At 63.1% G+C, this 25,445-nt stretch carries 27 protein-coding genes; 10 read left to right on the top strand and 17 right to left on the bottom strand.

What is annotated here, in order from left to right:
- The first annotated feature begins 2 nt into the window (after positions 1-2).
- On the top strand, positions 3-1,055 hold the full coding sequence (hisC, locus tag GGI48_RS10115) for a histidinol-phosphate transaminase (protein WP_179598125.1): 1,053 nt from the start codon (positions 3-5) through the stop codon (positions 1,053-1,055).
- Between the two features lie 102 nt (positions 1,056-1,157).
- On the opposite strand, the gene GGI48_RS10110 is transcribed toward hisC, so the two are convergent.
- The 3 genes from GGI48_RS10110 to algW form a co-directional block, all read right to left on the bottom strand.
- The gene (locus GGI48_RS10110; protein WP_179598123.1) at positions 1,158-1,886 is read right to left on the bottom strand and encodes a DUF4198 domain-containing protein; all 729 of its coding nucleotides are present in this window, start codon (positions 1,884-1,886) and stop codon (positions 1,158-1,160) included.
- A gap of 12 nt (positions 1,887-1,898) precedes the next feature.
- The gene (locus GGI48_RS10105; RefSeq protein ID WP_179598121.1) at positions 1,899-4,004 is read right to left on the bottom strand and encodes a TonB-dependent siderophore receptor; all 2,106 of its coding nucleotides are present in this window, start codon (positions 4,002-4,004) and stop codon (positions 1,899-1,901) included.
- Positions 4,005-4,089: 85 nt separating this feature from the next.
- Positions 4,090-5,244, bottom strand: a complete 1,155-nt coding sequence (gene algW / locus GGI48_RS10100; RefSeq protein ID WP_047301789.1) for a Do family serine endopeptidase AlgW — start codon at positions 5,242-5,244, stop codon at positions 4,090-4,092.
- 102 nt (positions 5,245-5,346) lie between these two features.
- On the opposite strand from algW, the gene GGI48_RS10095 reads away from it, so the two are divergent.
- The 3 genes from GGI48_RS10095 to cysN all read left to right on the top strand — a co-directional run bounded on the left by GGI48_RS10095 (position 5,347) and on the right by cysN (position 9,166).
- Positions 5,347-6,105: a Nif3-like dinuclear metal center hexameric protein gene (locus tag GGI48_RS10095; RefSeq protein WP_179598119.1), complete on the top strand. Its 759-nt coding sequence runs from the start codon at positions 5,347-5,349 to the stop codon at positions 6,103-6,105.
- 235 nt (positions 6,106-6,340) lie between these two features.
- A complete protein-coding gene (cysD, locus tag GGI48_RS10090) occupies positions 6,341-7,258 on the top strand; it encodes a sulfate adenylyltransferase subunit CysD (RefSeq protein ID WP_103740931.1) in 918 nt (305 codons plus the stop codon).
- Between the two features lie 9 nt (positions 7,259-7,267).
- Positions 7,268-9,166, top strand: a complete 1,899-nt coding sequence (gene cysN / locus GGI48_RS10085; protein WP_047301794.1) for a sulfate adenylyltransferase subunit CysN — start codon at positions 7,268-7,270, stop codon at positions 9,164-9,166.
- Between the two features lie 120 nt (positions 9,167-9,286).
- Here cysN and GGI48_RS10080 read toward each other — a convergent pair whose 3' ends face one another.
- Genes GGI48_RS10080 through GGI48_RS10070 form a run of 3 tightly spaced genes read right to left on the bottom strand, consistent with a single transcriptional unit; the run spans position 9,287 to position 12,688 of the window.
- Entirely contained in the window at positions 9,287-10,192 is a 906-nt protein-coding gene (locus tag GGI48_RS10080) for an acyltransferase (protein WP_179598111.1), read from the bottom strand.
- Positions 10,193-12,292, bottom strand: coding sequence for a phosphate acetyltransferase (gene pta / locus GGI48_RS10075; RefSeq protein ID WP_016964801.1), 2,100 nt, complete (start codon positions 12,290-12,292; stop codon positions 10,193-10,195).
- A gap of 57 nt (positions 12,293-12,349) precedes the next feature.
- Positions 12,350-12,688 (bottom strand): DUF3565 domain-containing protein, encoded by a 339-nt coding sequence (locus tag GGI48_RS10070; protein ID WP_016964808.1) that lies wholly within the window; start codon positions 12,686-12,688, stop codon positions 12,350-12,352.
- Here GGI48_RS10070 and GGI48_RS10065 point away from each other — a divergent pair.
- The 3 genes from GGI48_RS10065 to GGI48_RS10055 all read left to right on the top strand — a co-directional run bounded on the left by GGI48_RS10065 (position 12,657) and on the right by GGI48_RS10055 (position 15,063).
- Positions 12,657-13,142 (top strand): peptidylprolyl isomerase, encoded by a 486-nt coding sequence (locus GGI48_RS10065; RefSeq protein ID WP_016964800.1) that lies wholly within the window; start codon positions 12,657-12,659, stop codon positions 13,140-13,142. The two genes, GGI48_RS10070 and GGI48_RS10065, sit on opposite strands and share 32 nt — an antisense overlap.
- Positions 13,143-13,263: 121 nt before the next feature.
- A complete protein-coding gene (locus GGI48_RS10060) occupies positions 13,264-13,746 on the top strand; it encodes a glutathione peroxidase (protein WP_016964799.1) in 483 nt (160 codons plus the stop codon).
- A gap of 213 nt (positions 13,747-13,959) precedes the next feature.
- Complete coding sequence (locus tag GGI48_RS10055) at positions 13,960-15,063, top strand: NADH:flavin oxidoreductase (RefSeq protein ID WP_179598109.1); 1,104 nt, start codon at positions 13,960-13,962, stop codon at positions 15,061-15,063.
- Here GGI48_RS10055 and GGI48_RS10050 read toward each other — a convergent pair.
- Positions 15,060-16,343, bottom strand: coding sequence for a glycosyltransferase family 4 protein (locus GGI48_RS10050; RefSeq protein WP_179598107.1), 1,284 nt, complete (start codon positions 16,341-16,343; stop codon positions 15,060-15,062). The two genes, GGI48_RS10055 and GGI48_RS10050, sit on opposite strands and share 4 nt — an antisense overlap.
- Positions 16,344-16,388: 45 nt before the next feature.
- The gene (gene cysZ, locus GGI48_RS10045) at positions 16,389-17,138 is read right to left on the bottom strand and encodes a sulfate transporter CysZ (RefSeq protein ID WP_179598105.1); all 750 of its coding nucleotides are present in this window, start codon (positions 17,136-17,138) and stop codon (positions 16,389-16,391) included.
- A gap of 310 nt (positions 17,139-17,448) precedes the next feature.
- On the opposite strand from cysZ, the gene trxB reads away from it, so the two are divergent.
- On the top strand, positions 17,449-18,411 hold the full coding sequence (gene trxB, locus GGI48_RS10040; protein WP_016964795.1) for a thioredoxin-disulfide reductase: 963 nt from the start codon (positions 17,449-17,451) through the stop codon (positions 18,409-18,411).
- Positions 18,412-18,543: 132 nt separating this feature from the next.
- On the opposite strand, the gene GGI48_RS10035 is transcribed toward trxB, so the two are convergent.
- From GGI48_RS10035 to GGI48_RS10010, 6 genes are all read right to left on the bottom strand, one after another.
- The gene (locus tag GGI48_RS10035; RefSeq protein ID WP_179598103.1) at positions 18,544-18,885 is read right to left on the bottom strand and encodes a HopJ type III effector protein; all 342 of its coding nucleotides are present in this window, start codon (positions 18,883-18,885) and stop codon (positions 18,544-18,546) included.
- A complete protein-coding gene (locus GGI48_RS10030) occupies positions 18,878-19,174 on the bottom strand; it encodes a DUF1244 domain-containing protein (protein WP_179598101.1) in 297 nt (98 codons plus the stop codon). The genes GGI48_RS10035 and GGI48_RS10030 overlap by 8 nt, the downstream gene beginning before the upstream one ends.
- 94 nt (positions 19,175-19,268) lie before the next feature.
- A complete protein-coding gene (gene folX / locus GGI48_RS10025) occupies positions 19,269-19,640 on the bottom strand; it encodes a dihydroneopterin triphosphate 2'-epimerase (protein ID WP_016964751.1) in 372 nt (123 codons plus the stop codon).
- A gap of 2 nt (positions 19,641-19,642) precedes the next feature.
- Positions 19,643-20,203, bottom strand: coding sequence for a GTP cyclohydrolase I FolE (folE, locus tag GGI48_RS10020; protein WP_016964752.1), 561 nt, complete (start codon positions 20,201-20,203; stop codon positions 19,643-19,645).
- A 22-nt stretch (positions 20,204-20,225) separates the two neighbouring features.
- Positions 20,226-20,936, bottom strand: a complete 711-nt coding sequence (gene folM / locus GGI48_RS10015) for a dihydromonapterin reductase (protein WP_016964753.1) — start codon at positions 20,934-20,936, stop codon at positions 20,226-20,228.
- 125 nt (positions 20,937-21,061) lie between these two features.
- Positions 21,062-21,631 (bottom strand): antibiotic biosynthesis monooxygenase, encoded by a 570-nt coding sequence (locus tag GGI48_RS10010; RefSeq protein ID WP_016964754.1) that lies wholly within the window; start codon positions 21,629-21,631, stop codon positions 21,062-21,064.
- Positions 21,632-21,843: 212 nt separating this feature from the next.
- Here GGI48_RS10010 and GGI48_RS10005 point away from each other — a divergent pair, with 212 nt between their 5' ends.
- Positions 21,844-22,803 (top strand): MerR family transcriptional regulator, encoded by a 960-nt coding sequence (locus GGI48_RS10005; RefSeq protein ID WP_016964755.1) that lies wholly within the window; start codon positions 21,844-21,846, stop codon positions 22,801-22,803.
- Positions 22,804-22,821: 18 nt separating this feature from the next.
- Here GGI48_RS10005 and GGI48_RS10000 read toward each other — a convergent pair whose 3' ends face one another.
- The gene (locus GGI48_RS10000; RefSeq protein ID WP_016964756.1) at positions 22,822-23,427 is read right to left on the bottom strand and encodes a hypothetical protein; all 606 of its coding nucleotides are present in this window, start codon (positions 23,425-23,427) and stop codon (positions 22,822-22,824) included.
- Positions 23,428-23,496: 69 nt separating this feature from the next.
- Positions 23,497-23,955 carry a PAS domain-containing protein gene (locus tag GGI48_RS09995; protein ID WP_016964757.1) on the bottom strand — a complete coding sequence of 153 codons (459 nt, stop codon included), beginning with the start codon at positions 23,953-23,955 and terminating at the stop codon, positions 23,497-23,499.
- A 155-nt stretch (positions 23,956-24,110) separates the two neighbouring features.
- Between GGI48_RS09995 and GGI48_RS09990 the strand changes: the two genes are divergently transcribed.
- Positions 24,111-24,566 carry a flavodoxin gene (locus GGI48_RS09990; protein WP_179598099.1) on the top strand — a complete coding sequence of 152 codons (456 nt, stop codon included), beginning with the start codon at positions 24,111-24,113 and terminating at the stop codon, positions 24,564-24,566.
- Here the strand turns inward: GGI48_RS09990 and GGI48_RS09985 are convergent.
- On the bottom strand, positions 24,547-25,443 hold the full coding sequence (locus GGI48_RS09985; protein WP_016964759.1) for a LysR family transcriptional regulator: 897 nt from the start codon (positions 25,441-25,443) through the stop codon (positions 24,547-24,549). The genes GGI48_RS09990 and GGI48_RS09985 overlap by 20 nt on opposite strands.
- Between the last annotated feature and the right edge of the window lie 2 nt (positions 25,444-25,445).

Below are 25,445 nucleotides of genomic sequence, written 5' to 3'. Positions count from 1 at the left end.
ACATGAGCAAATTCTGGAGTCCGTTCGTCAAGAACCTGGTGCCCTACGTGCCGGGCGAACAACCCAAGCTGACCAAGTTGGTCAAGCTCAACACCAATGAAAACCCCTATGGTCCGTCGCCCAAGGCCCTGGCGGCGATGCAGGCCGAACTCAACGACAACCTGCGCCTGTACCCGGACCCCAACAGCGACCTGCTCAAGCAGGCGGTGGCCGGTTACTACGGCGTGCAGGGCAACCAGGTGTTCCTCGGCAACGGTTCCGACGAAGTCCTGGCGCACATTTTCCACGGCCTGTTGCAGCAGGATAAGCCGCTGCTGTTCCCGGACATCAGCTACAGCTTCTACCCGGTGTACTGCGGCCTGTACGGCATCGATTACCAGGCGGTGCCCCTGGACGAGCAGTTCCAGATCCGTGTGGCCGACTACGCCCAACCCAACGGCGGGATCATCTTCCCCAACCCGAACGCGCCCACCGGCTGCCTGCTGGCCCTGGACGCGGTGGAGCAGATCCTCCAGGCCAGCCCGGATTCGGTGGTGGTCGTGGATGAAGCCTATATCGACTTTGGCGGCCAGACCGCCATCAGCCTGGTGGACCGCTACCCCAACCTGCTGGTGACCCAGACCCTGTCCAAGTCGCGCTCCCTGGCCGGCTTGCGGGTGGGCCTGGCGGTGGGCCATCCGGACCTGATCGAGGCCCTGGAGCGGATCAAGAACAGCTTCAACTCCTACCCGCTGGATCGCCTGGCGATCGTCGGCGCGGCGGCGGCCTTCGAGGACCGCGAGTACTTCGCCAAGACCTGCCAGTTGGTGATCGACAGTCGCGAGTGGGTGGTGGCGCAGTTGCAGGCCAAGGGTTTCGAAGTGCTGCCGTCGGCGGCCAACTTCATCTTTGCCCGCCACCCGCAGCACGATGCGGCGGGGCTGGCGGCCAAGCTGCGCGAGCAAGGGGTGATCGTGCGTCACTTCAAACAGCAGCGGATCGCCCAGTTCCTGCGGATCAGCATCGGCACCCCGGAGCAGAACCAGGCACTTATCGACGGGTTGGGGCCGCTCTAAGCCACGAGCGGCAAGCTGCAAGTCAGAAGCCCGGAGCAATGCTTGGCGCCTCTCGCTTGCAGCTACAAGCTTGCCGCTTGTAGCTGCAGCCCCCGGCTGCTCTTACTCGTGGTGCGGGTTGCCGAGGAAGGTCAGGGAGCTGAACAGGCCGCGTGAAGCCACATCCGGGTCGTTCTTGAGCGGCACTTCAAGCTCTGCGGCAATCACGTTCAAGCCTTCATTTCTCACCAACACTTGCGCGCGTCCCTGGGCATCGGTCTCGGTGCTCAGGGTGCTTGGTGCGTTGCGATAATCGCCGATCAACTTGACTCCAGCCACGGGCTGCCCATCCAGCAGTACCCGCACCGGCAGGCTGTTGCCCTGGCCCACGGTCAGCGGGTCGACTTCCGGCAGGATCAGCAGTTTGAGCTGTTCCAGCTTGGGCAGCTTCGCCCCTGCTTGATAGATCGCCAGGCTGTACTTGAAGGTGTGGGTCGAGGCGATGGCCCCCGGGACTTGGCTGCGCCCCTGGTTGACCCAGCCTTTGTCCGCCGTTTGCGACCACGGGCCGTTGTCCAGCGCCACGGCCAGCACCGCCGGTGGCTTGAGTGGTTGCAGGCGCGCATGGTCAGCCAGGCGTTGCACGGTCACTGGAATCATCCTGGCCGCGGCGTCGTAGGCCCAGGCACCGCTGACCTTCTTGGATTTGAAGGCATCGTCTTCGGCGCCGTGGCCGTAGATCACTTCGATATTTCCGCGGCGCTGCTCGGTCCATAGACCGTGGGCCGTGGCCTGGGTTGTGCCCAGCGTGATGAGCAGGCCCAGCAGCGTGATTGACTTGAGGTGGTGCATGGCGATTCTCGGCTACAGGTTGAGTGTCAGGCTGACGGTGAAGTTGCGCGGCTCGCCTGGAGTGACCCAGTAGTTGCTGTAGGAGCGCTCGTAGTACTTCTCGTCGAACAGGTTGTTCAGGTTCAGGCCCAGGGTCAGGTTGTCGCTGGCCTTGTAATGGGCCAGCAGATCCAGGGTGCGATAGGCGGGCAACTCGAAACTGCCGCCAGCCTCGCCGGAGCGATCGCCGACATAGGTCAGGGCGGCGCCGATGTCCGAGCCTTTGAGCCGGCCGTCCTGGAACTCATAGACGCCCAGCAGGCTGCCACTGTGCTTGGCCACGCCGAGGATGCGGCTGCCGGCGGGGATCGCCCGATCACCCTTGGTGACCTCGGCATCGATCAGCGCATAGGCACCGATCACCCGCACCGCGTCGGTCAACTGGCCGCTCACTTGCGCATCGAAGCCCTGACTGCGGGCCTTGCCCACGGCGCGGCTGGCGTCGCTGCCGGGGTCCAGGGCCAGGACGTTTTCCTTGTCGATATGGAAGGCGGCCAGGGTCGCGCTCAGGCGTTCGTCGAACAGCTCGCTCTTGATCCCCACTTCATAACCGACCCCTTCCTCGGGCTTGAAGGTCTTGCCGGCCGCATCCAGCCCGTTGTTGGGCTTGAACGAGGTGGAGGCGTTGGCGAACAGGCCCACTTGCGGAGTCAGTTGATAGAGTAGGCCGGCGCGCTGGGTCAGGGCGTCGTGAGTCTGGCGGCTGCGCTTGCCGGTGGTGTGGTCGTCGATCTTTTGCTCGAAGTGTTCAAAGCGGGCGCCGAGCATGCCGCGCAGGCGGTCAGTGAAGACGATCTGGTCCTGCAGGTTGAGGGCCCGGCTTTCGACATGCTCGAAAAAGTCCGTGCCGGAACGCTTGCCGTTGGGCTTGGCCTGGCCGTAGATCGGGTCGTAGATATCAATGGCGTAAGGGCCGCCGGCGAGGGTGGTGACCCGCTCGTTCTTGCGGTAGTTCTCGTATTCGCTGCCGATCAGCAGCTCGTGCTGCCAACTGCCGATGTCGAACAGGCCGCGCAGTTCCAGCTGGGTGATGCTGTCGTGCCAGTTGTTGTCCCGTTCGCGGTAGCGCCGATTAACCGTGTGCTGGTCGGCATTCAGCGGGCGGGTTTCCGATGCGAAGCCCCACAACTGGCCTTCCTTGTAGTGGCTGGCCAGGCGCAGCTTCCAGCTGTCGTTGAGGTGATGTTCCAGGGCGGCCTGGAGCATGTTGTTGTGGTTGTCGATGTTGCCGTCGTTGGGTTCACCGAGGAAGGTCGAGCGCGAGACGCCGCTCCAGCGGTTGTTGGGGGCGACGATGCCGCGGTCGAAGGTCGAGCTGTGGCGCACCAATTCGCCTTCCACCAGCAGGCTGGTGTCCGGGTTCAGTTGCCAGCTGAAGGAGGGGGCGACGAACACCCGGCGGCTGTCGACGTGGTCGCGAAAGCTGCGGTTGTCCTCCACCGCCAGATTGACCCGGGACAGCAGGTCGCCTTGAGCATCCAGCGGGGTGTTGATATCCAGGGCGGTGCGGTAGCGGTCCCAGCTGCCGGCGCTGGTCTGCAGGGTGGTGAAGGCTTCGGGCTGGGGCTTTTTGGTCACGATGTTCACCGTGCCGCCGGGGTCGCCGCGGCCATAGAGGCTGGCGGCCGGGCCCTTGAGCACCTCGATGCGCTCGATATTGGCCGCGTCCGGGGTGCTGGGGTAACCGCGATTGGCGCTGAAGCCGTCCTTGTAAAACTCCGAGGTGGTGAAGCCGCGCACGCTGTATTCATACAGGGTCAGGCCACCGAAATTGTTCTGCTTGGAGACGCCGCCGGCAAACTCCAGGGCGCGTTCGACATTGCTGCTGCCCAGGTCCTTGAGCACGCTGGCGGGGATCACGCTGATGGATTGCGGGATATCGCGGATCGCCGTGTCAGTCTTGGTGGCGCTGGCCGAGCGCGTGGCCCGGTAGCCTTTGACCGGACCGTTGGCGGACTCGTATTCGCTGGTGATGCGGGTGGCTTCGAGCTCCAGGGGCTGGGGTTCTTCGGCGAGCAGGGGATCGGCCAGCAGGCCCAGGGCCAGGCCGGCCAGGGGGAGGATTTTTCGGGACGTCATGGGGCTGTTCCAATAGCAATATTGAAACAATATAACATGACCGATGAGAATGTATGCTGTTAGCCCGGCATCGCCGGGCGCAGCGTTACTCTTCTTCCTTGACCGGCGCGGGTGGTGGGCGCAGGCCGATTTCCGCCGTCAGCTTGATTTCCTTGCCGTTGCGCATCACCAGGATTGCGACTTTCTCCATCGGCTTGATGCGCGCCACCTGGTTCATCGAGCGGCGGCCGTCACCGGCAGGTTCGCCGTCGATGCTGAGGATCACGTCACCCAGCTGCATGCCGGCTTTCTGTGCCGGGCCATCGCGGAAGATCCCCGCCACCACGATCCCGGGACGTCCGGCCAGGCCGAAGGACTCCGCCAGTTCCTGGGTCAGCGGTTGCACTTCGATCCCCAGCCAGCCACGGATGACCTGGCCGTGTTCGATGATCGACTTCATCACTTCCATGGCCAGCTTGATCGGAATGGCAAAGCCGATGCCCTGGGAGCCGCCGGACTTGGAGAAGATCGCGGTGTTGATCCCGGTCAGGTTGCCATTGGCGTCCACCAGGGCGCCGCCGGAGTTGCCCGGGTTGATCGCGGCGTCGGTCTGGATGAAGTCTTCGTAGTTGTTCAGGCCCAACTGGTTGCGCCCGGTGGCGCTGATGATGCCCATGGTCACGGTCTGGCCGACCCCGAACGGGTTGCCGATGGCCAGGGCGACGTCGCCGACGCGGACGTTTTCCGAGCGGCCGACAGTGATCGAAGGCAGGTTCTTCAGGTCGATCTTGAGCACCGCCAGATCGGTTTCCGGATCGCTGCCGATGACCCGGGCCAGGGTTTCCCGCCCATCCTTGAGCGCCACCACGATCTGTTCGGCGCCGGAGGTCACGTGGTTGTTGGTCAGCAGGTAGCCTTCGGGGCTCATGATCACCCCGGAACCCAGGCTCGACTCCATGCGTTGCTGCTTGGGCAGGTTGTCGCCGAAGAAGCGGCGGAACTGCGGGTCTTCAAACAGTGGGTGGGCCGGTTTGTTGATCACTTTGGTGGTGTACAGGTTGACCACCGCCGGCGCGGCGATCAGCACCGCATCGGCATAGGACACCGGTCCCTGCCGGGTGCTGGTGGTTTGTGGCGCTTGCTGCAGGTTGACGTCCAGGCTGGGCAGGCCGACCCACTGGGGGTAGCGCTGAATAATCAGCAACGCGATGAGCACGCCGGCCAGAAGCGGCCAGCCAAAAAAACGCAGAGCCTTGAGCATTGAGCAAGTCCTGGGTGGTTACGAAGGGCTGCGCACGGCCCATAATGTCGCGCATTATACGAGGCCGCGCGCGCCTCTGAACGGGATATTTAGGAGTCATTTATGGCCGTTGCTCTGAGCACATTGGTGGAAGAAGCGGACCGCTATCTGGGCAGTTCCCGCATCGCCGACTACTGCCCCAATGGCCTGCAGGTCGAAGGGCGCCCGCAGGTGATGCGTATCGTCAGTGGCGTGACCGCCAGCCAGGCTTTGCTGGACGCTGCGGTGGAGGCCAAGGCCGATCTGGTGCTGGTGCATCACGGCTATTTCTGGAAAGGCGAGAACCCCTGCATCACCGGCATGAAGCAGCGTAGGTTGAAAACCCTGCTCAAGCACGACATCAGCCTCTTGGCCTATCACCTGCCCCTGGACCTGCATCCTGAGGTGGGCAACAACGTGCAGTTGGCCCGGCAGTTGGATATCACCGTGGAAGGCCCATTGGACCCGGAGAACCCCAAGGTTGTCGGTCTGGTCGGTTCCCTCGGCGAACCCATGACGGCGCGGGACTTTGCCCGGCGGGTGCAGGAAGTGATGGGTCGCGAACCCTTGCTGATCGAAGGCAGCGAGATGATCCGCCGGGTCGGCTGGTGCACCGGCGGCGGCCAGGGCTACATCGACCAGGCGGTGCAGGCCGGTGTCGACCTGTACCTGAGTGGCGAGGCCTCGGAGCAGACCTTCCACAGTGCCCGGGAAAACGACATCAGCTTCATCGCCGCCGGCCATCACGCCACCGAGCGTTACGGCGTCCAGGCCCTGGGCGACTACCTGGCCCGGCGCTTTGCCCTGGAGCACCTGTTCATCGACTGCCCCAACCCGATCTGATCCCGTGCAGGAGCCGGCTTGTCGGCAAAAAGATCTTCAGCCCGAAGGTGCGCCTGAAAGCGCCTTCGCTGGCAAGCCAGCTCCTGCACAGGGGCGTTTGCGGGCTAACGGAGCGGTATATTCATATACCGTTTCGTTCTAGTTGGCTCCCTGATTAGAAGCAGGTCGCTGTGCTAGCATGCCCCGCTCGAACACGGCCCGATGGCCGTCCATAAGAAAGCTTTCGTGAGTAGCCATGGTCGACAAACTGACGCATCTGAAACAGCTGGAGGCGGAAAGCATCCACATCATCCGCGAGGTGGCCGCCGAGTTCGACAACCCGGTGATGCTGTACTCCATCGGTAAAGACTCCGCCGTGATGTTGCATCTGGCCCGCAAGGCGTTCTTCCCCGGCAAGTTGCCGTTCCCGGTGATGCACGTCGATACCCAGTGGAAATTCCAGGAAATGTACAAGTTCCGCGACCGCATGGTCGAAGAACTGGGTCTGGAGCTGATCACCCACGTCAACCCGGATGGCGTGGCCCAGGGCATCAACCCGTTCACCCACGGCAGTGCCAAGCACACCGACATCATGAAGACCGAGGGCCTCAAGCAGGCCCTGGACAAGCACGGTTTCGACGCCGCTTTCGGCGGTGCCCGTCGCGATGAAGAGAAGTCCCGCGCCAAGGAGCGCGTCTACTCGTTCCGTGACAGCAAGCACCGCTGGGACCCGAAGAACCAGCGCCCCGAGCTGTGGAACGTCTACAACGGCAAGGTCAACAAGGGCGAGTCGATCCGCGTGTTCCCGCTGTCCAACTGGACCGAGCTGGACATCTGGCAATACATCTACCTGGAAGGCATCCCGATCGTGCCGCTGTACTTCGCCGCCGAGCGTGAAGTGATCGAGAAGAACGGCACCCTGATCATGATCGATGACGAGCGCATCCTCGAGCATCTGTCCGATGAAGAGAAAGCCCGCATCGTCAAGAAGAAAGTGCGTTTCCGTACCCTTGGCTGCTACCCGTTGACGGGCGCGGTGGAGTCCGAGGCCGAGAGCCTGACGGACATCATCCAGGAAATGCTCCTGACGCGAACTTCCGAGCGCCAGGGCCGGGTCATCGACCACGATGGCGCCGGCTCAATGGAAGATAAAAAACGTCAGGGTTATTTCTAAGGGGCTGTCATGTCGCATCAATCTGATTTGATCAGCGAGGACATCCTCGCTTACCTGGGCCAGCACGAACGCAAAGAGCTGCTGCGCTTTCTCACCTGCGGCAACGTCGATGACGGCAAGAGCACCCTGATCGGGCGCCTGCTGCACGACTCGAAGATGATCTACGAAGACCATCTGGAAGCCATCACCCGGGATTCGAAGAAGGTCGGCACCACCGGTGACGATATCGACCTGGCGTTGCTGGTGGACGGTCTGCAGGCCGAGCGCGAGCAGGGCATCACCATCGATGTCGCCTATCGCTATTTCTCCACCGCCAAGCGCAAGTTCATCATCGCCGACACCCCCGGTCATGAGCAGTACACCCGCAACATGGCCACCGGTGCGTCCACCTGTGACCTGGCGATCATCCTGGTGGACGCCCGCTACGGCGTGCAGACCCAGACCCGTCGCCACAGCTTCATCGCCTCGCTGCTGGGCATCAAGCACATCGTCGTGGCCATCAACAAGATGGACCTCAAGGGCTTCGATGAAGGCGTGTTCGAGTCGATCAAGGCCGACTACCTGAAGTTCGCCCAGGGCCTGAAGCTGCAGCCCACCAGCCTGCACTTCGTGCCGATGTCGGCGCTCAAGGGCGACAACGTGGTGAACAAGAGCGAGCGTTCGCCCTGGTACACCGGGCAGTCGCTGATGGAGATCCTCGAAACCGTGGAAGTGGCCGGTGACCGCAACTTCACCGATCTGCGTTTCCCGGTGCAGTACGTCAACCGTCCGAACCTGAACTTCCGTGGTTTTGCCGGCACCCTGGCCAGCGGCATCGTGCACAAGGGTGACGAAGTCGTGGTGCTGCCGTCGGGCAAGAGCAGCCGGGTCAAGTCCATCGTCACCTTCGAGGGCGAGCTGGAGCAGGCCGGTCCAGGCCAGGCCGTAACCCTGACCATGGAAGACGAGATCGACATCTCCCGTGGCGACCTGCTGGTGCATGCCGACAACGTGCCGCCGGTCACCGACAGCTTCGAAGCCATGCTGGTGTGGATGGCCGAAGAGCCGATGCTGCCGGGCAAGAAATACGACATCAAGCGGGCTACCAGCTACGTGCCGGGCTCGATTGCCAGCATCATCCACAAGGTCGATGTGAACACCCTGGAAGAGGGCGCGGCCAGCGCGCTGCAACTGAACGAGATCGGCAAGGTCAAGATCAGCCTCGACGCGCCGATTGCCCTGGATGGCTATGAAAGCAACCGCACCACCGGGGCTTTCATCGTCATCGACCGCTTGACCAACGGCACCGTCGGCGCCGGCATGATCATCGCCCAGCCGGTGGCCCATGGCAGCGCCACCCACCATGGCAAGCTGGCCCATGTCGCCACCGAAGAGCGTGCCCAGCGCTTCGGCCAGCAACCGGCCACCGTGCTGTTCAGCGGCCTGTCGGGCGCGGGCAAGAGCACCCTGGCCTACGCCGTGGAGCGCAAGCTGTTCGACATGGGGCGTGCGGTGTATGTGCTCGATGGCCAGAACCTGCGTCATGACCTGAACAAGGGCCTGCCACAGGATCGTGCCGGACGTACCGAGAACTGGCGTCGTGCGGCTCACGTGGCCCGTCAGTTCAACGAAGCCGGCCTGCTGACCCTGGCCGCGTTCGTGGCGCCAAGTGCCGAAGGGCGCGAGCAGGCCAAGGACCTGATCGGCAGGGATCGTCTGCTGACGGTCTACGTCCAGGCATCGCCTGCGGTGTGCGCCGAGCGCGATCCGCAAGGCCTGTACGCGGCTGGCGGGGACAACATCCCGGGCGAATCCTTCCCCTATGACGTACCGCTGAATGCCGATCTGGTGATCGACACCCAGGCGCTGTCGGTGGAAGAAGGCGTCAAGCAGGTGCTGGATCTGTTGCGTAAACACGGCGCGATCTAAGCCGTAAGAAAAAGCCCGCAGTCGAGTGATCGGCTGCGGGCTTTTTTGTGCGCTTGAATTAGCCTTCCCCGGCCAGGACGGTACAGCTCCGTAGGAGCTGGCTTGCCAGCGAAGAGGCCCTCAGGGTTTTGCCGGATACTCTCGATGCAGCACTTCCAGCAGCGCATCCTTGGCCAGCCACTGCTGGTTGATCCAGCCCTGGAATTCCTGGCGATAGGCCGTGTCCTGTTCATAGTTCTTGCCAATGAACTGCGGCGGAATCCGTACCTCTTCAAAGCGCACCACCACATCCTTGACCCTGCCGCACAACAGGTCCCAGAAACCGGGCCGGCCAGCGGGGTAGTGCAGCGTCACATCGATGATCGATTGCAGTTGCTCGCCCATGGCGTCCAGGACAAAGGCGATACCACCGGCCTTGGGCTTGAGCAGGTAGCGGAACGGCGATTGCTGCTGGGAGTGCTTGGCTTCGGTAAAGCGCGTGCCTTCGACGAAGTTGAAGATGCCCACCGGGTTGTTGCGAAACTTCGCACAGGTCTTGCGCGTGGTTTCCAGGTCCTTGCCTTTCTTCTCCGGGTGCTTTTCCAGGTAGGCCTTGGAGTAGCGCTTCATGAACGGAAAGCCCAGTGCCCACCAGGCCAGGCCAATCACCGGCACCCAGATCAGTTCCTGCTTGAGGAAGAACTTCAGCGGCCGGATGCGCCGGTTGAACACGTACTGCAGGACCATGATGTCGACCCAGCTCTGGTGGTTGCTGGTGACCAGGTAGGAGTGCTGATAATCCAGGCCTTGAAGGTCCTGCACGTGCCAGCGGGTGCGGCACACCAGCTGCATCCAGGCCTTGTTGTTGCTGATCCAGGCTTCGTGGGTGTGGTTCATCAGCCAGTGAGTCAAGCGCTGGGTGAGGGCGAAGGGCAGGGCCTTGCAGATCGCCACGCAGAACAGGAACGAGCACAGCAGGATAGTGTTCAGCGCCAGCAGGATCGAGGCGATGATCCCGCGCACGGCGGCAGGTAGAAATTCCAGCATTTAGACATCCATGGGTCGGTTGGCGGCTTGAATCGCGGTCAGGGCGATGGTGTAGACGATGTCGTCCACCTGGGCGCCCCGAGGCAGGTCGTTCACGGGTTTGCGCAGGCCTTGCAGCATTGGGCCCAGGCTCACGCAATCGGCGCTGCGCTGCACGGCCTTGTGGGTGGTGTTGCCGGTGTTCAGGTCGGGGAACACGAACACCGTGGCCTTGCCCGCCACCTGGCTGTTGGGGGCCAGCTGCCGGGCGACGTTTTCGTTGGCCGCGGCGTCGTATTGCAGCGGGCCGTCGATCAGCAGCGAACGCTGGGCTTCGTGGGCCAGCAGGGTCGCCTCGCGGACTTTCTCCACTTCTTCGCCACTGGCCGAATCGCCGCTGGAGTAGCTGATCATGGCCACCCGCGGGGTGATGCCGAAGGCCGCCGCCGAGTCAGCGCTCTGCAAGGCGATTTCCGCCAGCTCGCTGGCGCTGGGGTGCGGGTTCATCACGCAGTCGCCGTAGACCAGCACCTGCTCGGGGAACAGCATGAAGAACACCGAAGACACCAGGGTGCAGCCCGGGGCGGTCTTGATCAGTTGCAGGGCCGGACGGATGGTGTTGGCGGTGGAGTGGATGACTCCGGACACCAGGCCGTCCACTTCATCCAGGGCCAGCATCACGGTGCCGATCACCACCGGGTCTTCCAGTTGCTGCTCGGCCATGGGCGCATTCAGGCTCTTGCTCTTGCGCAGGGCCACCATGGGCTCCACGTAGCGCTGGCGAATCAGGTCCGGGTCGAGAATCTCCAGGCCTTCGGGCAGCTCGATGCCCTGGGCCCGGGCCACCGCATGCACTTCCTCCGGCTTGGCCAGCAGCACGCAGCGGGCAATGCCGCGAGCCTGACAGATGGCGGCGGCCTGTACGGTCAGCGGCTCGCTGCCTTCGGGCAGGACGATGCGCTTGTTGGCCTGCTGCGCGCGCTGGATCAACTGGTAGCGGAATACCGCCGGCGACAGGCGCATTTCCCGCGGGGTGCCGCAGCGCTGGTGCAGCCAGTTGGCGTCCAGGTGGCTGGCGACGAAATCGGTGATGATCTCCGCGCGCTCGCGGTCATCGATGGGGATTTCCTTGTTCAGGCCATTGAGCTGGTTGGCGGTGTCGTAGGACCCGGTGCTGACCGACAGCACCGGCAGGCCGGCATTCAGGGCGCCACGGCACAGCTCCATGATCCGCGGGTCGGGCAGGGTGTCGCTGGTCAGCAGCAGGCCGGCCAGGGGCACGCCGTTGATCGCCGCCAGGCTCACGGCGAGGATGATGTCGTCGCGGTCCCCTGGCGTCACCACCAGCACGCCGGGCTTGAGCAGCTCCACGGTGTTGCGCATGGTGCGGGCGCAAATGATGATCTTGGTCATGCGCCGGCTTTCGTAGTCGCCGGCATTGAGCACCTGGGCGCCCATCAGCTCCGCCACGTCGCGGGTGCGTGGGGCGTTGAGTTCCGGCTGGAAGGGAATGCAGCCCAGCAGACGGAAGTCGCCGCTGCGCAGCAACGGCGAATGCTCCTTCAAGCGCGCGGAGAAGGCCTCCATGCTTTCATCGGTGCGCACCTTGTTGAGGATCACCCCCAGCACTTTCGGGTCCCGTGGGCCGCCGAACAGCTGGGCCTGCAGTTCGACCCGGCCGGACAGCTCGGTGAGCACTTCGTTTTCCGGGGCGGACACCAGGATCACCTCGGCATCCAGGCTTTTGGCCAGGTGCAGGTTGACCCGGGCGGCGTAGCTGGCGCTGCGGGTCGGCACCATGCCTTCGACGATCAGCACGTCCTTGCCGATGGCGGCCTGCTGGTAGAGGGTGATGATTTCTTCCAGCAGTTCATCGAGCTGGCCGTCGCCGAGCATCCGCTCGACATGGGCCAGGCCCAGGGGTTGCGGCGGTTTCAGGCCGTGGGTGCGGGCTACCAGCTCGGTGGAACGCTCGGGCCCGGTATCACCGGGGTGCGGCTGGGCAATGGGCTTGAAAAAGCCGACCTTGAGGCCGGCCCGTTCCAGGGTACGCACCAGCCCGAGGCTGATGGAGGTCAGACCCACACCAAAATCGGTGGGCGCGATAAAAAAAGTTTGCATGCGAATTCTCGGAAGGTGCATGGCAAGGGCGACGGTCTAAGGCCGTCTGCCGAATCGTCAGGCGCTAAGGTTATCGCTTCCCGGGGCTTGAGCACACCAGCCGCAGGCAAAGGGCTGGCCTATTTTTTCTGCCCGCTGCTGTGGGTCGAGGACCCAGGCCCGGGATTGCCAGGGCGGCTGGTGGCGCAGGTGCTGGGTATGGCCGCAGGACAGCTGCGCCACCCAATGGCCGTCTTCATCCTGATGAAATCCACGAATTGTCGACGGGGTTTTCCCGTTCCGTTGGTCCGGGTTCCGTTCGCTTTCGAGCGATTGCTTCGCTAAACTTCGACCCTCTTCATTCTTATGCAAAAGGTCCCACCCCATGCTGATCGCCGCCAATAAGGCTGTCTCCATCGACTATACCCTCACCAATGACGCTGGTGAGGTCATCGACAGCTCTGCCGGCGGCGCCCCGCTGGTTTACCTGCAAGGCGCAGGTAACATCATTCCTGGTCTGGAAAAGGCTCTGGAAGGCAAGCAAGTCGGTGACGAGCTGAACGTGTCCGTAGAACCTGAAGATGCCTACGGCGAATACGCTGCCGAACTGGTCAGCACCCTGAGCCGCAGCATGTTCGAAGGCGTCGACGAGCTGGAAGTGGGCATGCAGTTCCACGCTTCCGCTCCGGACGGCCAGATGCAGATCGTGACCATCCGTGACCTGGACGGCGACGACGTCACCGTCGACGGCAACCACCCGCTGGCCGGCCAGCGCCTGAACTTCCAGGTCAAGATCGTGGCCATCCGTGACGCCAGCCAGGAAGAAATCGCCCATGGCCACGTCCATGGCGAAGGTGGTCATCACCACTGATTTTCTGCGCTAAGCTCAAGTTTGCTGGAGAGGCGCCCGAGGGCGCCTTTTTAGTCCGCGGCTTTTGGCTGTACTGTCGAGAGGCTGTTTTCTGTAAGAACACAGGAATTTGGAGTTCGTCATGAGTGCTTTTCACGACCTTAAATTGAAAGCCCTGGATGGTCAGGAGCTACCGCTCGCGCCCTTCAAGGGGCAAGTCGTGCTGGTGGTCAACGTCGCCTCCAAATGTGGTCTGACACCACAATATGCGGCGTTGGAAAATCTCTACCAGCAATACAAGGGCCAAGGGTTCAGCGTACTGGGCCTGCCCTGCAATCAGTTCGCCGGGCAGGAGCCGGGCACCGAGCAGCAGATCCAGGAGTTTTGCAGCCTCAACTACGGGGTGACCTTTCCCCTGAGCAGCAAGCTCGAGGTCAACGGTCCCGAGCGTCATCAGCTGTACCGCCTGCTGGCGGGCGAGGGCGCCGAGTTTCCCGGGGATATCACTTGGAATTTCGAGAAATTCCTCCTCGGCAAGGACGGTCGGGTGCTGGCGCGTTTTTCGCCGCGCACCGCGCCGGATGATCCCACCGTGGTCCAGGCTATCGAGAAGGCCTTGAGCTGACGCGGCCAGCCGGGTCCATCCGCCCGGCCCATTGTTCCTGCCTGCCCCGCGCCGCTCTCATGCGGCGTTTTTGCATCTAAATCACTTAAATCAATAATGCTGTGCAGGGCTTGGGGTGATGAATATTATCCCCATCATAAGTGCGCTGGAGCGGGTAACCGGCGCAGTCTTGTGGGTCGACTATCGACTCAAGCCTTTTTGTCGGAGTGCAGCATGCCTGTTCAAGCCTTGTTCAAACCCTTCCAACTCGGCGCGCTGGAGCTGCCGACCCGCGTGGTGATGGCGCCCATGACCCGGTCGTTTTCCCCGGGTGGGGTGCCCAACTCCAAGGTCATCGAGTATTACCGGCGCCGCGCCGCCGCCGGCGTGGGCCTGATCATCACCGAAGGCACCACGGTCGGACACAAGGCCGCCAACGGTTATCCCAACGTGCCGCAGTTCTATGGCGAAGCGGCCCTGGCCGGCTGGAAGAAGGTGGTGGACGCGGTTCATGCCGAGGGCGGCAAGATCGTCCCGCAGCTGTGGCATGTGGGCAATGTGCGGCGCCTGGGCACCGAGCCGGATGCCAGCGTGCCCGGCTACGGCCCCAGCGAGAAGCTCAAGGATGGCAAGGTGGTGGTGCATGGCATGACCCACGAGGATATCCGGGAGGTGATCGCCGCTTTCGCCCAGGCCGCCAAGGATGCCCAGAGCATCGGCATGGATGGCGTGGAAATCCACGGCGCCCACGGTTACCTGGTGGACCAGTTCTTCTGGGAAGGCAGCAACCAGCGCAGCGACGAATACGGTGGCGACCTGGCCCAGCGTTCGCGTTTCGCCATCGAGCTGATCCAGGCCGTGCGTGCCGTCGTTGGCCCGGATTTCCCGATCATCCTGCGTTTCTCCCAATGGAAGCAGCAGGACTACAGCGCTCGCCTGGTGCAGACCCCGCAAGCCCTGGGCGCCTTCCTCAAGCCGCTGGCGGAGGCCGGTGTGGATATCTTCCATTGCTCGACCCGGCGCTTCTGGGAGCCGGAGTTCGAAGGTTCCGACCTCAACCTGGCGGGCTGGACCCGCAAGCTCACCGGCAAGCCGACCATCACCGTGGGCAGCGTCGGCCTGGACGGCGAGTTCCTGCAATTCATGGTCAACACCGACAAGGTGGCGCAGCCGGCCAGTCTGGAGAACCTGTTGCAGCGCCTGAACAATGACGAGTTCGATCTGGTGGCGGTGGGCCGGGCCCTGCTGGTGGATCCGGATTGGGCGCAGAAAGTCCGTGAAGGTCGTGAGCAGGACATTCTGCCGTTCAGCCGCGAAGCCCTGATGACCCTGGTCTAACGTCCGGCTCCAGGCGGTGAGGGGGGCAGCCCTCTCACCGCCTGGAGTGTCTTGACCGTACCTGGCGTTTTTTGCAGCGCCGCTTCGATCATTGCCTCGTAGTCCCCGGCCGGAGCCGGCTGGCAGGCGTTGCGCAACTGATCTTCAAACTGCTCGATCACCGCGGGCCATCCTTGGCGGCTGGCGTGTTGCCGGGCGTTGAGGCGCACCCGGCGCAGGGTTTCCGCCTCCTCCAGCAGCCAGCCGGCGGCCTCACAGAACGCGCCTTCATCCCCGGGCATGGCCAGCACGCCGTTGTAGCCATGGCGGATATGCTGGGCTGCAGCGGCCTGATCGTAAGCCACCACCGCCAACCCTGACGCCAGGGCTTCCAGCACCACATTGCCGAAGGTTTCGGTCAGGCTGGGAAACAGGAACACATCCCCCGAGGCGTAATGGGCCGCCAGTGCCTCGCCGCGTTGGCAGCCGCAGAACAGGGCCTCGGGCAGGCTTTTTTCCAGGGCGGCGCGTTGTGGGCCGTCACCCACCACGATCAACTTCATCCGACGCTGTGGATAAGTGGCCTGGAGCCGTTCGAAGCAGCGCTTGAGCAGCCCCAGATTCTTCTCCGGTGCCAGGCGTCCGACATGGATCACCGCCAGATCATCGTTGCCCAGGCCCCAACCGCTGCGCAGCTCATTGAGGCGCTTGGCCGGATGGAACAACTGGCTGTCGACGCCTCGGGACAGCAGGGCCAGACGTTCGAAGTGGCGGCGTTCCAGCTCCAGGCGCTGACTGACACTGGGCACCAGGGTCAGCTTCGAACGGTTGTGGAACCAGCGCAGGTAATGGGTCAGCAGGCGGGTCAGTAAACCCAGGCCGTATTGGCTGGAATACTGCTGGAAGTTGGTATGGAAGCCGCTGACCACCGAGATCCCCAGGCGCTTGGCAGCCCGCAGTGCAGACAGCCCCAGGGGGCCTTCGGTGGCGATGTAGAGCACGTCCGGGCGCTGGCGTTTCCAGCGCCGCAGCAGTTTGTGCATCGACGACTGGCCCCATTGCAGCCCCGGATAACCCGGCAGCGGCCAGCCGCGGCACAGCAGCAGGGCTTCATCGCTGGGCCGACTCTGATCGCAGCCCTGGCGCGGGCGCACCAGTTCCACCTGATGCCCGCGAGCACGCAGGCCATCGCACAGGCGGCCAAGGGTATTGGCCACGCCATTGATTTCCGGTGGGAAGGTTTCCGTGATGAGGGTGATATGCAGAGCGGTCGTCATGGCCTCAGTGTCGACTGAGGCCATGTCGCCATTGTGACGTGCGGATGATGGATTTATGACGCCGGGGTCCTATTGGCCCGGCAGCTTCTCCACCCCGCGTTCACGCACCCAGAACAGCGTGGCCCCGGCCACGGCGGCCGGCATCATCAGGATGTTGACGAAGGGGATCATCAGCGCCAGGTAGACGATGCCGCCAAAGCCCAGGCTCTGCCAGCGCTTCTGCCGCAGCCAGGCGAGCATGTCCTGCCAGCTCATCTTGTGGTTGTCCGCCGGGTAGTCGATGTACTGGATGGCCATCATCCAGATGCCGAACAGCAGCCACAGCGGCGCGGCCACCAGGTTGACCACCGGGATCAGCGAGAGGATGAACAGGCCGATGGCCCGGGGCAGGAAGTAGCCGAGCTTGCGCATTTCCCGGGACAGGGTGCGGGGGATCATGGCGATCAGTTCGCCCCAGCTGAAGGGCGGGAAATCGTCGGTGCCACGGACCACGGTTTCGACCTTTTCCGATAGAAAGCCGTTGAAGGGCGCGGCGATGATGTTGGCCAGCATGGTGAAGGTGAAAAACACCATCAGCGCCACCAGCACCATGAACAGTGGCCAGAGGATGTAACTGAGAAAACTCAGCCAGTCCGGCAGGGTTGGCATCAGGCTGTCGATCCACAGGCTGAACTGGTGGCCGGCGAAATAGATCAATCCGACGAACAGTATCAGGTTGATCGCCAGGGGCAGGAGCACGAACAGGCGCAGGCCAGGGCTGAGGACCAGCTTCAGGCCTTCGCGCAGGTATTGCGGTCCGGACAGTACGGGGGCGGGCATAGAACGCTCCGAGCAGATGGAAAACGCGCCGACCTTACCGGCTTTGCCCAAGGGGCGAAAGCAGCACCATCAGGTCGACATCAACGGTAACAAAGACCCTTTCAAATGAGTCCGCTGGGGATAGAGACCGCCTATGAGCTGGATTGTTAAACCGTATTTCCTTAATCTTCGCCCCCTCTATACGCTTCACCCATTATTTTTGGGACGGACGAGTCAAAGCCTTCCCCGAGGTTTCGCCGTCCTTTTTTATTCCAGCCGGCAATCCGGCGTTCCGTGCCAGGTCACCCGGGCCGGTCGATAGGAGTGAGTCATGTCTGAAGTACGTCATTCGCGTGTGATTATTCTCGGTTCCGGCCCTGCCGGTTACAGCGCCGCCGTCTATGCCGCCCGGGCCAACCTGAAGCCGCTGCTGATCACCGGCATGCAGGCCGGCGGCCAGCTGACCACCACCACTGAAGTCGACAACTGGCCTGGCGACGTGCACGGCCTGACCGGTCCGGCACTGATGGAGCGGATGCGCGAGCACGCCGAGCGTTTCGAAACCGAAATCGTCTTCGACCACATCAATGCCGTGGATTTTGCCGCCAAGCCTTACACCCTGACCGGCGACAGCGCGACCTACACCTGCGACGCCCTGATCATCGCCACCGGCGCCAGCGCCCGTTACCTGGGCCTGCCTTCGGAAGAAGCCTTCATGGGCAAGGGCGTTTCCGCCTGCGCCACTTGCGACGGTTTCTTCTATCGCAACAAGCCGGTGGCCGTGGTCGGCGGTGGCAACACTGCCGTTGAAGAGGCCCTGTACCTGGCCAACATCGCCAGCACCGTGACCCTGATCCACCGTCGCGAAACCTTCCGCGCCGAGAAGATCCTGATCGACAAGCTCAACGCCCGCGTGGCCGAAGGCAAGATCATCCTCAAGCTCAATGCCAACCTCGACGAAGTCCTGGGCGACAACATGGGCGTGACCGGTGCCCGCCTGAAGAACAACGACGGCAGCTTCGAAGAGCTGAAGGTCGACGGCGTGTTCATCGCCATCGGCCACACCCCGAACACCTCGCTGTTCGAAGGCCAACTGACCCTCAAGGACGGTTACCTGGTGGTGCAGGGCGGTCGTGACGGCAACGCGACCGCGACCAGCGTCGAAGGCATCTTTGCCGCCGGTGACGTGGCCGACCACGTGTACCGCCAGGCCATCACCTCGGCCGGCGCCGGCTGCATGGCGGCACTGGACACCGAACGTTACCTGGACGGTCTGCAGAACGCTGCACACTGATCCCCAGGCAATAAAAAAACCGGCGCAAGCCGGTTTTTTTATGGGTGTTGCACACCAGGAGCAGGCTTGCTGGCGAACAGGCCTTCGAGCCTTGCGCCGCCTGTGCTGACGCCTTCGCTGGCGAGCCAGCTCCTACAGAGTACGGGTCAGCGGCTGGGCGGCGAACTTGACCCCGGCCAGACCGTGGGCGATCAGCGCGCGGATGTTGCCGTGATCGCTGCCTTCGGGCGTGGCCAGTACCGAGCGGTAGTGTTCGCCAAAGGCCAGCAGCGCCTCTTGGTCGCTCAGGCCTTCCAGCAGGGCCAGGCCCAGGGTCTTGCACGAACCTTCGTTCTGCCCGGCAGCGTTTTCCACGCCGCCATTGTTGAACGCCTGGGGCTGGTAGTCGTAACCGGCGGCGACAAAGGCCAGGGTGTCGGCAAAAGCATGTTCACCGCTGTTCAGGCTGGCGCGCAGGGTGTTCAGGTCAGTCATGGGTTTTTCCTTTGGCAAACGCCGCTTGCTGCTCGGCGCTGGCTTCTTTCTGGTAGAGATTTTTCCATTCGGCGTAGGGCATGCCGTACACCACTTCACGGGCCTCATCGAGGCTGACCTCGATCTGGCGCTCGTCGGCCTCGGCCTTGTACCACTTGGACAGGCAGTTGCGGCAGAACCCGGCCAGGTTCATCAGGTCGATGTTCTGCACGTCCTTGCGGCTGTCCAGATGGGCCACCAGGCGGCGAAAGGCCGCGGCTTCCAGTTCCAGGCGTTGTTGAGGGGACATAAGACTCACTGCACATAAAAGGATGGGAACAGCGGCAAGCGACAAGCTGCCAGCGGCAAGTCAAAGCTCGATCGCCTCGACTTGCCGCCTGGCGCTAGCGACTTGCCGCCAACGTGATGGATACCGATTCGGCAAAGCGCAGGGCGTGGGGTTTGTCGACCTCGACCTCGGCGTAATGCACCGAGTCGTTGCTCATCACCAGATCCAGCAGTTCCTGGGTCAGGCGCTCCAGCAGGGCGAAGCGGTTTCCTTCGACGTGGGCAATGATCGCCTTGGTGATGGTGCGATAGTTCAGCGCATGATCGATATCGTTGTCACGCACCGCCTCCTGGGCGGGGTACAGGATGGTCAGGTTGATCAGCACATTCTGCTTGTTGAGGATTTCTTCCTCGTTGATTCCGATGTAGGTCCGCAGGAGCAGGTCCTTGACCCGGATGCGAGCCATTCCTGGCTGAAGTTGTGGCATTGCTACTTGCTCCGTCCAATCAATTGCAGGAATTCCTGGCGAGTGGTGCTCGAATCGCGAAAGGCGCCGAGCATCACCGAGGTGTGCATGGTGGAATTCTGTTTCTCGACGCCGCGCATCATCATGCACATGTGCTTGGCCTCGATCACTACCGCGACGCCGGCGGCCTGGGTCACGCTCTGCACCGCCTCGGCGATTTCCCGGGTGAGGTTTTCCTGGATCTGCAGGCGCCTGGCGAACATATCGACGATGCGGGCGATCTTCGACAGCCCCAGTACCTTGCCGGTGGGAATATAAGCCACATGGGCCTTGCCGATGAAGGGCAGCAGGTGATGTTCGCACAGGGAATACAGTTCGATGTCGGCGACGATCACCATTTCATCGCTGTTGGAGGCGAACAGTGCGCCATTGACGATGTCCTCCAGCGACTGACTGTAGCCGTGACACAGGTACTGCATGGCTTTGGCTGCGCGCTTGGGGGTGTCGAGCAAACCTTCGCGTTCGGGGTCTTCGCCCAGATCCTTGAGGATCTCGCGGTAGTGCTGGGGCAGGGAAAGAGTCATGCAAGGTCCTCACGGGGCCGGCTTACTTGATGTGTCGCCCGCCGTTTACGGTCAGGGTGGTGCCGGTGACATAGGGGTTGTCCAGCAGGTAGCGCAGGCTCTGGTAGATCACTTCGCTGCCGGGTTCGATGCCCAGCGCGGATTTGGCCAGGGTCTTGGCGCGGTACGCCGCGTCGTCGTCGGGATTGAACAATAGCAGGGCCGGAGCGATGCCGTTGACCTTGATTGTCGGGGCGTATTTCGCCGCGAAAGACAGGGTCAGGCTGTCCAGCCCGGCTTTGCTGGCGCAGTAGCCAATGTGCTTGCTGCTGCCCTTGCGGGTCACGTCGTCGCTGATGTGGATGATGTCCGCCGGGGTTGAACGCTGCAGCAATTCTGCGCAATGCAGGTTGATCAGGTAGGGCGCGAGCATGTGCACGCTGAACATCCGGGCAAAGGCGGCGCTTTCCTCGCCGGGGCTTTCTTCCAGCCATTCCGAGGCGTTGTGGACGATGGCCCGCAAGCGCTCGGTGTGGTTTTTCAGCTCGCTGATCAGGGCCAGGATTCCGGCTTCGCTGGACAGGTCGGCGAACAGCAGGGTGGCGCCTTTTTCACGCAGGGTTTCAAGGCCCGGGCGCTGGCTGCGATAAGTGACGATCACCGGCTGCCCGTCTTCCAGCAGGCGCAGGGCGCAATGCAGGCCGACACGCTGGCTGGCACCAGTGATCAGGATCGGGGCGGGGGAAGCGTTCATGGAGGGCTCGCGTCGCGGGTAGGGGGAAAACTATACCAGCGGGGGAGAACCTGTGCCTGCAGGCAACGGGCTGGCCAGCTCCTGCGGTCGGCGCGAAGCGCTGCAGGAGCCGGCTTGCCGGCGAATCACGGATTCTGCGTCGAGGGGGCGCTCGGCAATACGCGCGCCGGTGTGCTGTTGAGCCAGTTGGCCAGCAGGCGGGTGGACAGCGGAATGAAGAAATAGACCATCAGCGGGGTCAGCGCCAGGGTGCTGACAAACACCCGGGGCAGCAGGCTCAGATCACTGAGCAAGGGGCCGAGGACGAAGTTGAACAGCAGCGATACCGGGAAGAACGCCAGCCAGATGGCCACGGCCTGCTTCCAGCGTGGCGGTCGCTGTCCGGCCGCGCCGAACCAGCCATCGATACCGCTGACCCGGTGCTCAGACGGGTGGGCAAACAGATCGCTGCCCCGGGCCAGCCAGGCGGTACGCGAGGCGGAGTGCTCCCAGGTGTGCAGGGTGTGTTCGTCGGCAAAGCGGAAGATGATCTGGAATTCGTCATCGTCGGGCGGGGGTGCAAGGACACCGGAACCCAGGTAGCCGGGAAAGTCGGTGGCCAGTTGTTCGCCTTCGCGCAGCCAGGCGATCAGGTCCTGGTAACGGCCGTCGGCAACGCGCCGGGCAACCATCAGGGTGACGGGTGAGGTAGACATTATGTATCTCCGTAAAACCAATGCGCCGCCTGGATAAGGCAGGCGCTTGACGTGGCACCGGGGTAGTGGGCCGCGTCTGGAACAAGCAAGGATTATTCCCGATTGCCGGCGCTGGACCAACGACGCTGGTCGGTTTTTCTCGGGCTTGAGGCATTGGCGCTGAGGAAGAGTAGAATGAGCGCCACTTTGTTTATCGGTGTGTTCTCCCCCAGATGCCCGTCATGACTGAACTTGTCCCTGTCACGCCTGCCCCTGACTCCGTCCCTCAGGACGAGTTGTTTCCGATTCGTGAGGTGGCGCGCCTGACCGGCATCAATCCGGTGACCCTGCGGGCCTGGGAGCGACGCTACGGCCTGATTCAACCCACGCGCACCGAAAGCGGGCATCGCCTGTATTCGATGCACGATGTTGAGGCGGTGCGGGAGATTCTCGGCTGGATCGAGCGCGGCGTGGCGGTGAGCAAGGTGGGCAAGATCATGGCCAAGAACCGCGCGGCCCAGGTTCAGGTCAAGGCACCGCTGGACGATCCTCAGCAAGGCGAGTACGGCCAGTGGCGCGATCAGTTGAAGCTGGCGGTGAGCGCCTTCGATGAAGAGCTGCTGGAGCGTCTGTATGGGCAGATCTTTTCCAGTTATGCCCTGCCGGTGGTGTTCCAGGACATCTTCCTGCCGTTCTGGAAGCAACTGCTGCAGGTTCGGGACGATTTCGGCCAGACCAGCGAGTGGCTGTTTCTGGACGGTTTCTTGCGCGCGCGGATCACTCAGCGCCTGTTGCTGCAGCGGGCCGGCCAGAGTCGGCAATTGTTGCTGACGGCGTTCAACGAGCAGTGTCGCGAGCTGGAGCTGCTGGTGGCGGCGCTGATGCTCGGGCATGACCAGATCGGTGTCCGTCTGCTGGGGCCGGGGGCGCCCCTGGAGGAGCTGACCCTGGTCTGCGAGAAGCTCCAGCCCGTGGCCCTGGTGGTGTTTTCCAATCATGCGCCGACGGCGGAACTGCCCAAGCGTCTTCAGCGTCTGGCGCTGACCCTGGATTGTCCGCTGATGCTGGCCGGAGATGCGGCGGACCTGGCGCAGGACCGTCTCAGCGGTTCGCCGGTGGCCTGCCTGGGTAATGACGGACGCCTGATGCAGAAGCGCCTGCGGCAGTTCCTCAGTGGGCGCCTGGATACCTGAAAGCGTCGTCGGACCGGCTCAAGCGTGCAGGGCCGGATGGCTGTGGCGGTGCTGCTGGAGGATGAACTGGCGCAGGCGCTCGGTTTCTTCCGCATCACGCTGATCCAGGCGGTAGGCGTAGAAACCGGCTTCGGTCTGGCGCTCGAAGCGCCCATGCAGGGCAATCCGCTCATACCCCGAGGGGCTGAACCACTGGGCGAACTGCTTGGGTGGGCGGGTCCGGTTGCGGATCTCCAGCAACACGCCCTTGAACGACACTTCCCGCACCCACAGGCGTCCCGGCTGGCCTTTGGCGTTTTCCAGGGCAACCGGTTCTTCCAGCGTCAGGCGCCAGGGCCGGACCATGGGGCCGTCTTCGAAGATGCTCGGCACCCCCAGGCGCAGATGCAGGGCATGGAACTCGTCTTCCACCAGTTGCAGGGGAAAGGTCATCTGCTGATTGTCGAAGTGCGCCTGGAGAGTGACCTTTTCGTTGGCCGCCAGGCGGGTAAGCAAGTCACGGACCTGTGCGCCGCCATTGACCAGCAGGCTGGATGTGCTTTCGCGCACATTGAGCTGCGGGTTGTGCTGCATGGTCCGGATGAAGTCCAGTTCATCCTGGGTGAGGAGGGCGTCACGCTGCATGATGTTGCTCGAAGGGTGGATGGCTGATCGGCGGGGAATATCCCTACAGACCACCAAAGATGAATTTTATTAGTGCCCGTCGGTCGCCTTGAGCGCGGCCAGTTCGGCCTCGGCGGCGGCCAGCTGTTGTTCCAGCTGCTGCAGGCGCTGCTGACTCTTGATCTGGGCGCTGACATCCTTTTGCACGCCGATGAAGTAGGTCAGTTGGTCGCTGTCGTTGAACACCGGAGTGATCGACAGCTCGTTCCAGAAGTGGCTGCCGTCCTTGCGGTAGTTGCGCAGCACCTCGCGGCACGGCTGGCCCTTGCTCAGGGCCTGGCGAATCCGCTCCAGGCCCGGCTGGTCGCGGTCCCCGGATTGCAGGAAGCGACAGTCCTGGTAAAGCACCTCATCGGCGCTGTAGCCCGTCAATCGCTCGAAAGCCGGGTTCACGTAAATCACGATGTTGTCTTCGCCTTCCTGTTCCGCGACCACAATCCCGTCGTTGGAGGCGTCGATCATCCGTTGCAGAAGATGCGCGTTGATCATCCCGAAGTTCCGCTATCGATCAGTTGGTGCTGGATTCTAAGACATGCTGGCACGCTGTCCACTGGGGCTATCCAGAGGCGCGGCATGCCAGGAAAGGGATTTTACTCCGTAGCTGGTAATATCCCAGTCTTTTAGTCAGCTTCAGGAACAGATTGATGAAAGTCGCCATCCTTTCCGGCTCGGTCTACGGCACGGCTGAAGAAGTCGCCCGGCACGCCGCCAAACTCCTCAATGCCGCCGGTTTCGAGGCCTGGCACAACCCGCGCGCCAGCTTGGCCGAGGTCCAGGCCTTCGCGCCCCAGGCGTTGCTGGCGGTCACCTCGACCACCGGCATGGGTGAACTGCCGGACAACCTGCTGCCGCTGTATTCGAGCATTCGCGATCAGTTGCCCGCCGCCTGGCGCGGGCTGCCGGGGGCGGTGATCGGCCTCGGCGACTCCAGCTACGGCGATACCTTTTGCGGTGGCGGTGAGCAGATGCGCGAGTTGTTCGCCGAACTGGGCGTGCGCGAAGTGCTGCCGATGCTGCGTCTGGACGCCAGCGAGAGCGTGACCCCGAAAACCGACGCCGAGCCCTGGCTGGCCGAGCTGATCAGCGCCCTGCGGGGCTGACCGGCTGTTCCCGCAGCAGCGCCAGCCAGGCTTGCGCTGCCTTGGACAGATAAGCGCCCTGGCGCCAGATGAAGGCGATATCCCAACGCAGGTAGTCCGGCGCCTTGAGTGTCAGGCGCACCACCCCCGGCCGCACCAGGCCGCGGGCCACCACACTGGGCAGTAACACTACGCCTTGTCCCGCGGCCACCAGCGCCGCGAGAAAATCCGCCTGACCACTGCGCCCGCCCTCCTTGGGGGTGAAGCCCACTTGCTGGCAGGCCTGGAGCAGGCGGTCGTTGAGCACAAAGCTGCGCTGATAGAGGAGGAAGGGGGTATCCGCCAGTTCTTCCAGGCGCACCTGGGCGTTCATCGCCAGGGGATGATCGGCGGGCAGCAAGGCATCCAGAGGCTCATCGCAAAAAGGCTGATAGGCGAACGCCGGGTCCTTGGGGGTCAGGCTGCCGCCCAGTTCCAGCTCGCCATTGCGCACCGCCTGCTCGACATTCAGGCTGCCGCCTTCGAGCAGTGACACCTGGATGTTCGGATAGCGCCGGCGGTATTCGGCAAAGCGGCTGGCGAACAGTGCGTCGCTGCCCAGCAACGGCAGGCCCAGGCGCAGTTCGCCCCGGGCCAGTTGACTCAGGTCGTCCAGTTCGCTGAGCAGTTCCTGGCGCAGGCGCAGCATGCCCTCGGCCCGTTGCAGGACCACGCTGCCGGCGGCAGTCAGATGAATGTGCGAGCCCTGGCGCTCCAGCAGGGGCGTGCCCAGGCTCTGTTCCAGCTGGGCGATCTGCTTGCTGACGGCCGACTGGCTGATGTGCAGGGTCTTGGCCGCCTGGGTAAAACCGCCCTGGCGCATCACTTCGACGAAGCTGCGCAGTTGTTTGAAATCCATGG

It is taken from the genome of Pseudomonas protegens (assembly GCF_013407925.2).
Lineage (GTDB): Bacteria > Pseudomonadota > Gammaproteobacteria > Pseudomonadales > Pseudomonadaceae > Aquipseudomonas > Aquipseudomonas fluorescens_AP.
The sequence above is the reverse complement of the archived record's forward strand: the minus strand, read 5'-3'. Positions and strand labels throughout refer to the sequence as shown.